This window comes from Nonomuraea glycinis (assembly GCF_014646515.1).
GTDB classification, from domain to species: Bacteria; Actinomycetota; Actinomycetes; order Streptosporangiales; family Streptosporangiaceae; genus Nonomuraea; species Nonomuraea glycinis.
Genome location: NZ_BMNK01000007.1, coordinates 98,953 through 111,718, shown reverse-complemented (window position 1 = coordinate 111,718; position 12,766 = coordinate 98,953). Strand labels below are relative to the sequence as shown.

11 protein-coding genes are annotated in these 12,766 nt (G+C 71.9%); 5 read left to right on the top strand and 6 right to left on the bottom strand.

The annotated features are described in order from the left end of the window. The first annotated feature begins 26 nt into the window (after positions 1 to 26). Positions 27 to 1,592: an OmpA family protein gene (locus tag IEY87_RS21020; RefSeq protein ID WP_189140433.1), complete on the top strand. Its 1,566-nt coding sequence runs from the start codon at positions 27 to 29 to the stop codon at positions 1,590 to 1,592. On the opposite strand, the gene IEY87_RS21015 is transcribed toward IEY87_RS21020, so the two are convergent. Further along, on the bottom strand, positions 1,585 to 2,379 hold the full coding sequence (locus IEY87_RS21015) for an ABC transporter permease (RefSeq protein ID WP_189140432.1): 795 nt from the start codon (positions 2,377 to 2,379) through the stop codon (positions 1,585 to 1,587). The genes IEY87_RS21020 and IEY87_RS21015 overlap by 8 nt on opposite strands. Next, positions 2,376 to 3,260 carry an ABC transporter ATP-binding protein gene (locus tag IEY87_RS21010; RefSeq protein WP_189140431.1) on the bottom strand — a complete coding sequence of 295 codons (885 nt, stop codon included), beginning with the start codon at positions 3,258 to 3,260 and terminating at the stop codon, positions 2,376 to 2,378. The genes IEY87_RS21015 and IEY87_RS21010 overlap by 4 nt, the downstream gene beginning before the upstream one ends. Before the next feature lie 156 nt (positions 3,261 to 3,416). On the opposite strand from IEY87_RS21010, the gene IEY87_RS21005 reads away from it, so the two are divergent. Further along, positions 3,417 to 3,818: a GntR family transcriptional regulator gene (locus IEY87_RS21005; protein WP_189140430.1), complete on the top strand. Its 402-nt coding sequence runs from the start codon at positions 3,417 to 3,419 to the stop codon at positions 3,816 to 3,818. After that, a complete protein-coding gene (locus IEY87_RS21000; protein ID WP_189140429.1) occupies positions 3,815 to 4,954 on the top strand; it encodes a DUF1648 domain-containing protein in 1,140 nt (379 codons plus the stop codon). Before IEY87_RS21005 ends, IEY87_RS21000 begins: the two co-directional genes overlap by 4 nt. Positions 4,955 to 5,101: 147 nt before the next feature. Here the strand turns inward: IEY87_RS21000 and IEY87_RS20995 are convergent, their stop codons facing one another. The 3 genes from IEY87_RS20995 to IEY87_RS20985 form a co-directional block, all read right to left on the bottom strand. Beyond that, the gene (locus IEY87_RS20995; protein WP_189140428.1) at positions 5,102 to 5,596 is read right to left on the bottom strand and encodes a hypothetical protein; all 495 of its coding nucleotides are present in this window, start codon (positions 5,594 to 5,596) and stop codon (positions 5,102 to 5,104) included. Between the two features lie 163 nt (positions 5,597 to 5,759). After that, positions 5,760 to 7,028, bottom strand: a complete 1,269-nt coding sequence (locus IEY87_RS20990) for a hypothetical protein (RefSeq protein WP_189140427.1) — start codon at positions 7,026 to 7,028, stop codon at positions 5,760 to 5,762. 146 nt (positions 7,029 to 7,174) lie between these two features. Then, positions 7,175 to 9,016, bottom strand: a complete 1,842-nt coding sequence (locus tag IEY87_RS20985; RefSeq protein WP_189140426.1) for an AMP-dependent synthetase/ligase — start codon at positions 9,014 to 9,016, stop codon at positions 7,175 to 7,177. A 138-nt stretch (positions 9,017 to 9,154) separates the two neighbouring features. On the opposite strand from IEY87_RS20985, the gene IEY87_RS20980 reads away from it, so the two are divergent. Both IEY87_RS20980 and IEY87_RS20975 read left to right on the top strand, forming a co-directional pair. Next, positions 9,155 to 10,645, top strand: coding sequence for a peptide MFS transporter (locus IEY87_RS20980; protein ID WP_189140425.1), 1,491 nt, complete (start codon positions 9,155 to 9,157; stop codon positions 10,643 to 10,645). Positions 10,646 to 10,656: 11 nt separating this feature from the next. Beyond that, positions 10,657 to 11,271: a trimeric intracellular cation channel family protein gene (locus tag IEY87_RS20975; RefSeq protein WP_189140424.1), complete on the top strand. Its 615-nt coding sequence runs from the start codon at positions 10,657 to 10,659 to the stop codon at positions 11,269 to 11,271. A 52-nt stretch (positions 11,272 to 11,323) separates the two neighbouring features. Here the strand turns inward: IEY87_RS20975 and yczR are convergent, their stop codons facing one another. Next, positions 11,324 to 12,754, bottom strand: a complete 1,431-nt coding sequence (gene yczR / locus IEY87_RS20970) for a MocR-like transcription factor YczR (RefSeq protein ID WP_189140423.1) — start codon at positions 12,752 to 12,754, stop codon at positions 11,324 to 11,326. Between the last annotated feature and the right edge of the window lie 12 nt (positions 12,755 to 12,766).

The following is a 12,766-nucleotide window of genomic DNA, read 5'->3' as shown; positions in this document are numbered from 1 at the left end:
TTGGGAACTACGACATCATCTGTCAAGTGAACTATCGGATCCCTGTCGCGCTCCTCACGCCCCTCATGGCGGCGGGGCTGTCCGCCTGTGGTGTCATCCCGACGGCCGCACCGCCTGCGGAGCCCCCTCCGTCCAGGGCTCCGGCGGTACCGCCCTCCTCCCCCGGCCCGAGCCCCGGCGGCCTGGACGGACGGCCCGCCCTGGCCGAGTCGCGCAGCACCCTCACCCCGGACCTCAAGGTCGAGGTCGTCGGGCTCAACCGGGTCAAGGGCAAGCACCTGGTCGCCCAGCTCAGGCTCAGCCACACGGGCACCGGCGAGCACATCCCCTGGACCGGCGAGATGGGCGACAGCACCCGCCCGCTGGGCCAGATCCGGTGGGCCTCGGGCATCGGCGTGCTCGACGAGCGCGCCCGCGCCTGGATCCTGCCCTACAAGCCGGCCGGCTCCCCCTGCCTCTGCAGCGACCAGGACCGCGACGACCTCGGCTACTTCATCGACGCCGGCCGGTCGATCGACGTGTACGCGGTCCTGCCGGCCCCCTCCGGCGACCCGGACACCGCCACGGTCGTCACGCCCCTCGGCCCGCCCATGCCGGACGTGCCGATCAGCGACGAGCCGCCCGTCACCCCGCCCGGCATGAACGTCCCCGACCCCGACGCCGAGCCCGTCACCACCGTCACGCGCCGCCTCGTGACCCCCTCGCAGTCCCTCGACAGAACGGAGGAGACCACCGACGACGGCGCGGACCTGAGCGTCAGCCTCTCCTCCGACGTGCTGTTCGCGGTGAACAAGGCCACGCTCACCGGCCGGGCCCGGACGATCCTGGCACGCACCGCCAAGCTGATCGACGCCTCGCCCGGCGCCGCCGTGCGCGTCGCGGGCCACGCCGACTCCTCCGGCACCGACGCCATCAACGACCCGCTGTCGCGGCGCCGCGCCCAGGCCGTGCGCGCGGCTCTCTCCCCGCTGGTGACCAGGCAGGGCATCACGTTCCAGGCCAAGGGGTACGGCTCCCGCAGCCCGCTCTACGGCAACGACACCGAGGAAGGCAAGCGGCGCAACCGCCGGGTCACGGTCACCTTCGCCAAGCCCCGGCCCGCCGCGCCGGAACCGGCCACGGCCTCCCCCGCCGAGACCCCCGAGACCCCCGACGAGAGCGGCCTGACGGGCACCGCCACGGCGGACGGTCAGCCGATCTCCCTGGCGGTGAACGGCCTGCGCCGGCTGCCCGGCGGCCTGGGCCTGCTGACCTACACCGTCACGAACGAGGGCGACGGCGAGGCCTGGTTCAACGAGTTGCACCTGGCCAAGGACTGGATGTCGTTCAAATACCAGGCGGCGAGCAACATCACGCTCACCGACGAGACCGCCAGGCGCGCCTATCTGCCCGGCAGGCTCCAGGTGCCCACCGGCGACGGCGTCGACTCCTACTGCGCCTGCACCGACGTGTCCGGCGTGCGCCTGGCCACCGAGAAGTTCGGGCCCGGCCAGTCCCGGCGGTTCTGGGGCCTGTTCGAACTGCCCGCGGACGCCTCCGCCCGTACGGTGAAGATCGCCGGCTTCAAGGAGCTTCAGGTGCCCGTCAGGTGATGTCCCGCCGCAGCGGCACCAGGACGGCGATCGCCGAGGCGACCAGCGCATAGCCGAGCAGCACCAGGCCGCCCGCCGGGGCGGACAGCAGGGCGACGGCGGCGCCGCCGGTCTGCTCGGCGATCGCGTCGGCCAGCTGGGTGAACCCGGTCAGCGCCGAGGTCGCGCCGCCCGGCAGGAAGGGATAGAGCTCCTTGACGCCCGGGATGAGCATCAGCAGGGTCTCGGCCAGGTAGAGGTACGCGCCGACCACGACGAGCGCGGTCACCTGATTGCGCAGCAGGGCGCCCATGGCCACGCCGAGCAGGGTGTAGACGGCCATGGTCGCGGCGATGCGGGCGAGCAGCGCCGACACCACGCCGGCGGGCAGGCCGAGCTCGACGCCGTTGAGGGCAGCGGCGCCGAACAGGCCGACCGCCGCCACCGCCGTGGCCACCGCGCCGTAGCCGAGCCCGCCCGCGGTGTACGCCGCCAGCTTGGCGACCAGCCAGGTCCAGCGCCTGGGCGCGAACAGCGCGGTCGTGGAGACGGTGCCGTGCCGGTATTCGCCGGCCACGGCGGCCGTGCCGAGCAGCGCGGGGACGAACGCGGTGAAGCCGAGCAGGCCGAGCAGCGCGGTGACGCCCTCGGGGGTGTGCAGGCCCGGCATCGGAGGGGTGAAGTTCTCCGGGCCAACGAGCGCGAGCAGGCCGGTCAGAGCGCCGCTGCCGAGCGCGGCCAGCAGCCCCCACAGCCAGAGCCTGGTGGTGGTCAGGCGCCGCCACTCCGCCGCGATGAGCGCGATCATCGGGACTCCTTCGTCAGGTGCAGGAACGCCTTCTCCAGCGTGGGGCGTTCGGGGGTGATCTCGTACAGCGGGACGCCGTGGGCCGCCGCGGCGGTGGCCACCTGCTCGGTGGTCAGGCCGTGGACGCGCAGGGCGCCCGATCCGGCCTCCTCCACCTCGCCGCCCTCGGCCGGCAGGCACGTCCGGAGCAGGTCCGTCCGTGGTGACCGCACCAGCACGCTGCGCGCGCCGGCCAGCTCGGCGGTGGTGGCGGTCGCGACCAGCCGCCCCTGCTGGATCACCACGACCCGGTCGGCCACCTGCTCGACCTCGGCGAGCTGGTGGCTGGAGACCAGCACCGCGCAGCCCCGCGCGGCCCGCTCCCGCAGGAATCCGCGCAGCCAGGCGATGCCCTCGGGGTCGAGGCCGTTGCCCGGCTCGTCGAGCAGCAGCACCCGGGGGTCGCCGAGCAGGGCGGTGGCGAGGTTGAGCCGCTGCCGCATGCCGGTGGACAGCTCGCGCGTGATGCGCCGGGCGAACGCCGACACCCCTGTCTCCTCGGCCACCCGCTCGACGCGCCCGGCGTCGTAGCCGCCCATCCGGGCGTAGACGCGTAGATGGTCCAGGGCGGTGTGGGCGGGATGGAAGCCCGAACCGTCGAGCAGCGCGCCGACGGTCGCCGTGGGCCTGGGCAGGTCGGCGTAGCGCCTGCCGCCGATCGTGGCGGTGCCGGAGGTCGGGGTGACCAGACCGAGCAGCATCCGCATGGTGGTGGTCTTGCCCGCGCCGTTGGGTCCCAGAAAGCCGGTGACCGTCCCCGGTGTGACGTCGAAGCTGAGGTCGGTGACGGCCGCGACGGGTCCGAACCTCTTGGTCAGGCCGCGCACCTGAATGCCGGTCACGCGACCACCGCGCCCGTCCTGCCGAACAGCCTGGCCCGGGGAGCGATGTGCTCGGTCGGCGTCCCTTGCCGGATCCTCTGGATCATGTGTCCCCCTCAGAACTTTGGCGTCATGTTCTATCTGTTCTACTAGGTGTATATCAGGTAGGCTCAGGCCGTGCAATTGACTCTTGATCTGGACAGCGAGGTCCCGATCTACCTGCAGATCCGGGACCGGGTCGTGGAAGCGGTCGCTCGCGGAGAGGCGCGGGAGGGCGATCCGCTGCCGTCCACCCGGCAGCTAGCCGCGGACTTCGGCATCAACTTCCACACCGTCAACAAGGCGTACGACCTCCTGCGGCAGCAGGGCGTTATCCGGATCAACCGCAAGAGCGGCGCGGTCATCCGGCGAGATCACTCCTCGGGTCCGCCGGAGGCCGGATTCGCCGAAGACTGGGAGGAGCGCATGCGGGTGCTTTTGGCCGAGGCCACCGTCCACGGCCTGGGCCGCGAGGAGGTCATGCGACGGTGTGCGGCGATCCTCGCCGGGTTCGCGTCGGAAGAGAGGATGACGCCGTGACGCTGTTCCTGGCCGCCGACCTGGCGGCCATCGCGCTGGTCACCTGCCTCATGCTGGCGCTGCCCGCGCTGGCCGGGGCGACGCTGGCCTTCGGCGTGCGGGTGTCCGCCGGCAGGGCGTCCGACCCGGCCGTCGTCGCCGAGCGCAGCGCCTACGCGCGACTGACCGTCCTCGCGGCCACGGTGGCCACCGTCGTCTCGATCCCCGTGACGGCCCTCATCACCGCGACGGACCGGCCGCCCGCCATCGGCGTCACCGCCACCGCCCTAGGCCTGGTCCAGCTCGCGCTCTACTACCGCGCCCACCGCAGGATCCGCCGGGCCAAACGGGCCGGCGGCTGGCAGGCCGAGGGACGCCAGGGCGTCACCGTCGACACCACCTTCCGCACCGACCCGGTCCGGCTGCCGTGGCTCTGGGGGCTGCCGGGGCTGGCCGTCCTGCTCGTCACGGCGGGCCTCGGCTGGTCACGTCTCCGCGAGCCGCCGGCCACGCTGCCGCTGTGGCGCGGCTTCGGGATCGACCCCGCCCGCCGCGTCCCGGCGACCCCCACCGCCGTCCTGGAGCCGGTGATCTACCAGCTCGCCATCGGCCTGGTCGTCCTCGCGATGATCTACGTCGTGCTGCGGGCTCGCCCCGACCTCGACGCGGCCAAGCCCACGGGCTCGGCCCGCCGCTACCGCGTCTACCTGCGCGGCGTCGCCGTGCTGTCGCTGGTGTCGGCCGCCTGCCTCAACCTGGGCCTGCTCCTGTCGGCCCTGCCGCTGTGGGAGATCGTCCCGTTCACCCTCTTCTGGCGGGTCACCGCCTATCTGCCGATCGCCGCCCTTCTGGTCCCCTGGCTGATATGGGAGGCACGCGTCGGCCGGGCGGGACACCGCCTGCCCGCGCTGCCCGGCGAGGAAGAGGAGGAGTCCGGGGTCGTCCAGCGCGACGACGACAGGCACTGGTTCCTGGCGGGCGCCGTCTACGCCAACCGGTCCGACCCCGCGCTGCTCGTGCCCGCCCGCCTCGGCTCCTCCTGGACGCTCAACATCGGCCACCCGGTCACCTGGCTGGTGCTGGCGACCGCGCTCGCCGTGACCGCGCTGGCCCTCGCCGGCGTCGTGGACCTGCCCCAGAAGGGGAGCCTCTTCTGATGAAGGGCACCGCCGGTCGCCCAGGGAACGCCGAACGCCCAGCGCTCCAGCGCGCCTCTTGTCGCCCCGGGAACGCCGAACGCCCGGCCACTCCATGGAGTGGCCGGGCGTCGAGTCGCTTCCCGGGGCGTGACCGCCCGCTGGAGGCTAGTGGTGGTGCCTGTTGCGGTGGTGGCCGATGACCTTCACCCAGTCGGTGGCAGTGGAGGACTCCAGGTGGCGCGAGCCCTCGAAGACCGCGCGCCAGGTGCCGGACTCGTAGGCCCGGACCCTGGTCTCGAAGGAGCCGTCGCGCCCGGTCTTCACCGACTTGACGTGGTGCCACTGGCCGCTGCCGGCCGGCTGGAAGAGGATGGCGATCGACTTCCAGCTGAGGCGGTCCCAGCTTCCCTCGTCCGCGCAGTGGTTCGCGTGGTGCACCACGACGAAGCCCTTGATGTAGTCCTCGTCGCAGCGCACCGACAGCCTGCCCGAGACCGTCACCGGCTGACCGCGCCAGGCGGGCTCGGGGTTGACGTCGAACGAGAGGCTGGTGTGACCGCCGTCGTTGGCAGAACTGGCCATGGCCGGCGCTGCGGCCCCCGCGAGCACCGTGGCGCCCAAGGCGGCCGCCGCTACTCCGGCGGCGAGACGTCGCATCATGAGGGTGACTTCCTTCCCCGTGTGGGACGCACACCGAACGGGGTGCGTCAACGCGATTGACGCGTTTGGGTAAAGAAAAGTTCTCGGAAGCCGGATCACGATTTAACAACGACATCTCACGACGTACGGCATTTATCGCTATTGGTGTTGTTTTATTGCGTTATTAGTTGATTTGTCGGATTTTCGAGTCGTCTGGGGCGTAGTGTCCGGTTCCTAGGTAGCGGACGCGCCAGTCGCCGCCGGGCCGGCCGGAGACGGTGCGATGGAACGCGCCGCTGGCGGTGGTGGTGGCCTCGGCGACCCGCCGCCACGCCCCCGTCGCGTCCTCGCGCCAGAGGATCTCCACCCGCTGCCGGGCGAACGGCGAGAAATCGGTCGTGCCGCGCGGGTCCAGCCTGGTGAGCGAGCCGCTCAGCCGTACACCCTGGGCGTCGCCTGCCCTGGCCACCCGCACCGTGCTGAGCTTGCTCTCCCGCCTGAGCTGGAACGACGCGTACGACGTCACGCTCGTCCCATTCGGGCCCTTGGCGGTCGCGGTGATGGTCCAGGTGCCGGCGGGGTAATACCGATTCAGCGGCTTGTCGGGCAGGAAGCGCCAGGTCTGCCAGCCACCACGCATCCGCATGGAATCGGGGGCGAGGCTCCAGGCCGGCGGCGCGGCCTCAGCGGACGAGGCTTCCTTCTTCGCCGACTCGGCGGCCGGGATTTCCCCCTCGGCGGAACGCTCCCCGACCGGCGACTCGGCGTCCGGCCGGATCTCGCTCTCGGCCGGTGACTCAGCGTCCGGGCGAATCTCGGCCTCGGCCGGTGATTCGGCATCCGGGCGGATCTCGGCCCCGGTCGGCGATTCAGCGTCCGGGCGGGTCCCGGCCCCGGCCGGGGACTTGGCATTCGGCCGGATCTTGGCGGGTGGTTCGGCGCGCTGCCGGCTGGACGGCTCCTTACGCGACTCGTCGTTCGTGGCGGCGGGCGAGTCGTCCGATTCGGACCAGCCTTCCGCGTTCTCCGAAGATGGCTCGTCGGACCATTCGTCCCAGCTTTCCTGGACCGGCGGCTCGCCGGTTCTGGACCACGTGTCGTCGCCGGTGTCCGAGGGCCGCCGCTCGTCGGATTCGTCCGAGGGCCGCCGATCGTCCGAGTCGTCCGAGGGCCGCTGGTCATCGGAGTCGTCCGAGGGCGGCGGCGCGGACGGCCGCTGGTCGGGGCCGGGCGGCGCCCCCGGCTCGACCTTGATGCTCACCCCGTCCTGTCCTCTCACCCCCTTGGCGACCACGTCGATCACCAGGCGGACGGAGTTCCCGGCCCCGACCACCGGGGCCGCGGGCCGTACGTTGATCTGACGGATGGCGGGCTCGGCCGCAGCGGAGGACGCAGGCAGGGGAACCGTGAGCGCCCCCGCCGCGAGCGAGACGAGGAGAAGGCTTCTGGTCATGATCAAGACGGTAAGAACTGCCCGGTAATGTCCAGGACCACGACACACGCCCCGGATGGCAAAAACCGGCCGGGCGGGACCGTACCTCCAGATCGACCGGCACCCTCAGATCGACCGGCACCTACAGGTCAGCCGGCAACTGCAGGTCAGCCGGCGTAGAGCCCCTCGATGAGCTCGGCGTACTTGGCGTGCACGACGCGCCGCTTCAGCTTCAGGCTGGGGGTCAGCTCCTCGGTCTCGATCGTCCACTCGGTGCCGAGCAGCACCCACTTCTTGACCTGCTGCACCCGGGCGAGCTTGGCGTTGGCCGCCTCGACGGCCGCCTCCACCTCCTTGAGCACGTCCGGGTGCGCGGCCAGGTCGGTGAGGTCGGTGAAGGTGATGCCGCGTGCCTGCGCCCAGCCGGGCGCGACCTCCCCGTCGAGGGTGAGCACCGCCACCGGGTGCGGCCGGTTGTCTCCGTAGGCGAGGGCCTGACCGATGAGCTGGTGCTCCTTGAGGTGGTTCTCGATCTCGGCCGGAGAGATGTTCTCGCCGCCGGCGGTGATGATCAGCTCCTTCTTACGGTCCACGACCCGATAGAACCCGTCGTCGTCCACGGTGCCGATGTCGCCGGTGTGCACCCAGCCGTCGGCGTCGATGAGATCGGCGGTGGCCTCGGGCCGGTTGATGTAGCCGCTGGTGTTGAGCGGGCTGCGGGTGAGGATCTCGCCGTCCTCGGCGATGCGCACCTCGACTCCCGGCTCGGCCCTGCCGACGGTGCCGAGCCGGTAGCAGGCGGGGCTGTTGCCGGTGAACGCGCCCGTCGTCTCCGTCATCCCGTACACGTCGATGACCTTCAGCCCGAGCCCGGCGTAGAAGCGCCGCACCTCGTCGGAGAGCGGCGCGGCGCCGGTGGCGGTCCACTGGGCCCGGTCGAAGCCGATCATGCCGCGGATGATCGACAGGAGCGAGCCGTCGGCCTGGTCGTAGGCGGCCTGGATCTCGGGGGTGACGGTGCCGCCCCACTGCCCGGCCTCCACGTAGGCGACGCCTGCCGCCATGGCCTGCCGTACGGCGTCCTGCTGCTCGGCGGGCTGGGTGGCGAGCACGGCGTGCAGACGGGCCATCATCTTCTCCCACACGCGCGGCACGCCGAAGAACATCATCGGCTTGACCTGCCCGAGCGTGGCGCCGAGGTTGGCCAGGTCGGTGCAGAAGTGCACGTGCGAGACCTTCACCAGCGGCAGATAGAGGCTGAGCACCCGCTCGGCGATGTGCGCGTAGGTGAGGTAGGAGATCTGGGTGCCCTGGACGGGCAGCGCGGTCAGCCTGTCGGTGGACTCGACCTCGTAGAAGACGTTGGTGTGGCTGAGCGGGACGCCCTTGGGCATGCCGGTGGTGCCCGAGGTGTAGAGGACGGTGACGACGTCGCCGGCCGCGACCGCGCGCCATCTGTCCTCGACCCCGGCGGGGTCCTCGGCGAGCCGGGCGCGGCCCAGGTCGAGGAAGTCCTGCCAGGGCATGAACCGCTCGTCGTCGCCGGGCGCGCCTTCTAACATGATGATCTTGCGGAGGCCGGGCAGCCGGTCGAGGACGGGCGCCCAGCGGGCGAGTTCGGCGGGCCCGCCGAGCACGGCGATCCTGGCGCCCACGTCGCCGGCGACGAACGCGATCTGGTCGGGCGCGAAGGTGGAGTAGACGGTGCAGCCCACCCCGCCCGCGTGCACCGCGCCGAGGTCGGCCAGGACGTGCTCGCTCCTGTTGACCATCATCATCGCCACCGACTCGCCCGGCTCCAGCCCGAGCGCGGCGAACCCGGCGGCGATCTCCAGCACCCGCCCGCGCGCCTCGGCGTAGGTGAGGGTGGCCCAGCCGCCGCCCTCGACCGGGTCGGAGTAGGCGGGGGCGTCGGGGTGACTCTCCGCCACCTGCCTGAGCTGTTCGCAGACGGTGCGACCGGCTATCTGCCGCTCGATCTCCGCCCGGACTCCGAGGACATCGGCCATGGCACCCGCCTCCAGTCAGTAACCACTTGCACGGTTGGCATGCATCGCACCACACCGGGCGAGGAGCGGCAAGAGTCTGATCCACTCATTACCTAGAGTGATGGGTCGCACGCTTTTCGTGTCCGGAGGAGGGCTGGGATGACCAACGGCGGCAGGACGTTCTTCGGCCACCCCTGGGGCCTGGCGACGCTGTTCGGCACGGAGATGTGGGAGCGGTTCAGCTGGTACGGCCTGCGCGCCATCCTGGCCACGTTCCTGGTGGCCTCCCCCGCCCACCAGGGGCTGGGGATGACGGAGGAGACCGCGCAGGCGGTCGTCGGCGTCTACGGCGCGCTGATCTACCTGGTGGCGCTGCCCGGCGGATGGATCGCCGACCGGATCCTCGGCCCGCGCAGGTCGGTGCTCTGGGGCGGGTTCGTCATCATGTGCGGCCACATCAGCATGGCCGTCCCGGTGCCGACGCCGTTCTTCGTCTGGCTGGGCCTGCTGCTCATCATCGCCGGCACCGGCCTGCTCAAGCCGAACATCTCCGTCATGGTGGGCAAGCTCTACCCGGAGGAGGACGACGCCCGCAGGGACGCCGGTTTCTCCCTGTTCTACCTGGGCATCAACCTCGGCGCCTTCTTCGCGCCGATCGTGGTCGGCCGGCTGGCGGCCGACGACCGATGGCATCTTGGCTTCGGCGCGGCGGCGGTCGGCATGGCGCTGGGCCTGGTCCAGTACGCGTGGGGCGGCCGCAGGAGCCTGCGGGGCGTCGGCGGGCGGCCCGACGTGCCGCTCACGCCCCGGGAGATGCGGCGCTTCGCCCTGCTCGTCTCGGCCGCCGTGGCGGTGGCGGCGATCGCGCTGGGCGCGTGGGCGGCGAGCGGCACCTTCACGCTCAGCCGGTTCACGCTGGTGGTGACGGTCCTCATCCTGGTGGTGCCGGTCCTCTACTTCGGCTACATCATGCTCGGCGCCCACGGCCTGACCGAGGACGAGCGGTCGAGGATGAAGGCGTACATCTGGCTGTTCGTCGCGGCCTCGATCTTCTGGATGATCTACGACCTGGCGCCGAGCAAGCTGCTCTTCTTCGCCCAGAACCACACCGACCTGTCGCTGTTCGGCGTCCCCATCCAGGCGGCGACCACGCAGTCGTTCAACCCGCTGTTCATCATGATCTTCGTGCCGGTGTTCGCGGCGCTCTGGGTCAAGCTGGGCACGCGGGTGAGCACGCCGCAGAAGTTCGCCTTCGCGCTGGTCATGGTGGGCCTGAGCTTCGTGGTCATGGCGCTGGCCGCGTCCTTGGCCCAAGGGGGCCGGGTGACGGTCTGGTGGCTGGTGCTGGTCTACCTGATCCAGGTCTTCGGTGAGCTGTCGCTCAGCCCCGTCGGGCTGTCGGTCACCACCAAGCTGGCGCCGACGGCGTTCAAGGGGCAGATGCTCGGCGTCTGGTTCATCGCGGTGTCGGTCGGCGACGCGGTCGGCGGGCAGACCGGACGGCTCGGCGACGTGCTGTCCGAGCCCGCCTACTACCTGCTGCTGGCCGCGATGGCGATCGTCGCCGGCCTGGCGCTGTTCATGTTCACCCGCAGGCTGCGGGTGATGATGTCGGAGCACCACGTGCCCGAGCCGCCGCCGATCCGGTAGACATTGCCACCGTGGCCGAACTTCTCGATCTCGTGGGCATCTTCGTCTTCGCCCTGTCGGGCGCGCTCATGGGCGTGCGCAAGCGACTCGACGTGGTCGGGATGGCGGTGCTGGCCGAGATCACCGCGCTGGGCGGCGGCATCGTCCGCGACCTGGTGCTCAACGTGCGCCCCGCCGCCTTCCAGAGCGTCGGCTACGTGGTGGTCCCCCTGGCGGCGGCGGTGGTGGTCTTCTTCTTCCATCCGCACGTGGCCCGGGTGATGCCCGCCATCCTGGTGTTCGACGCCGCCGGCCTCGGCCTGTTCTGCGCGGTCGGCACCGCCAAGGCCCTGGACTACGGCCTGAGCCCGCTGCACGCGACGCTGCTCGGCGTCACCACGGCGGTGGGCGGCGGCATGCTGCGGGACATACTGGCGGGCGAGATCCCCACCCTGCTGTACGACCGGCAGCTCTACGCCCTGCCCGCTCTGCTGGGCTCCACCGCGCTGGCCGGCCTGTCGATCGCCGGCGTGTACGGCTGGCCCGCCACCCTGGCCGCCGCCGTCCTCGCCACCGGCCTCCGCCTCGCCGCCATGCGTTACAACTGGCGCGCCCCCCTGGCCAGAGGCGTCGGCGACCAGACGTGACCGCCGCCGCGGGTGTCGGCGACCAGACGTGACGGTCGCCGCGGATGTCGGCTCAGACCGTCGGGCTGAGCGTGTCCGGCAGGGGGACGGAGCCGACCCGGCCGCGGTGGCGGGCCTCGGCGATCCGGGCGACCGCCTCGCGCAGCACCTGGGGCGGCTGCGTGTACGGCAGGCGCAGGTAACCCTCCAGGGTGCCTTCGAGGCCGAACCAGGGGCCGGGCGCGAGTCGTACCCCATGGCAGGCGGCGGCCTCGGCGAGGGTGACGGCGGAGCCGGTGTCGAGCCGGATCCAGAGCGTGCCGCCGCCGCGCGGCACCGCGAACTCCCACTCGGGCAGGTGCTCGCGCAGAGCCGCCACCAGCGCGTCGCGTGAGGCGCGCAGGTTGCGGCGGCGTTCGGCCCTGGTCTCTTCGAGCCGGTCGAACAGCCGGGCCACGACGAGTTGCTCCAGCACGGGGCTGGCGATGTCCTTGGACGCCCGGTGCAGGGCCATCCGGCGGGCCAGCGCGGCGGTGGCGCGGACCCAGCCGATGCGCAGCCCGCCCCACCAGAGTTTGGACGCCGACCCGATGGTGATCACCTGGCCGTCGTGGCCGAAGGCGGCCATCGGCGTCGTGCCCGGCACCTCCTCCAGTTCGAGCTCCGCCCAGGCCTCGTCGACGAGCAGCAGGGTGCCGGTCGCCTTGGCCGCCTCGGTGACGGCGGCGCGGGCGGGGTCGTCCATGAGGGCGCCGGTGGGGTTCTGGAAGTCCGGCATCAGGTAGGCCAGCCGGGCCGAGGACTGCCGCATGGCGCCGGACACCAGATCGAGCCGCCATCCCTCGGCGGAGACGCCGACGGACGCCAGCTTGGCGCCGCGCAGGCGGGCCGCGTCGATGGCGTGCGGGTAGGTGGGCGACTCGACGACGACCGCGTCGCCGACGCCGACGAGCGTCCCGAGCACGATGTTGATGGCGCTCTGGGAGCCGGTGGTGACCAGGATCTGCTCCGGCCGGGTGGCCACGCCGCGCGCGGTGTAGTAGGCGGCGATCCGCTCGCGCAGCAGGGGCAGGCCGAGCGGGTGGTAGCCGTTGCCCATCCCGTAGCGGGGCACGTCGTCGACGGCCTCCAGCATCGCCTCACGCATCGCGCGGGGCGCGGCGGGGGCGGCGGCGTGCAGCTGGATCAGGCCGTCGTCGTAGGCGGCGAGCCAGGGGCTGTCGGAGCTGACGGCCGGATCGGGCAGCGCGGTGTAGCTGCCCGAGCCCTGCCTGCTCTCCAGGAAGCCGCGCTCGCGCAGCAGGTCGTACGCGGCGGTCACGGTGTTGCGGCTGACCTGGAGGGCCTCGGCGAGGTGGCGCTCCGCGGGCATGCGCACCCGCACCGGGATCTGCCCGTCCATGACCGCGGTGCGCACGCCGTCGGCGAGCGCGCGGTAGTAGGGCCGCGCCTCGGGGCTGACGTCGACGAGCCGGGCCACCTGACCTGCGGACAAATGCCTCATAGGGCCACTTTT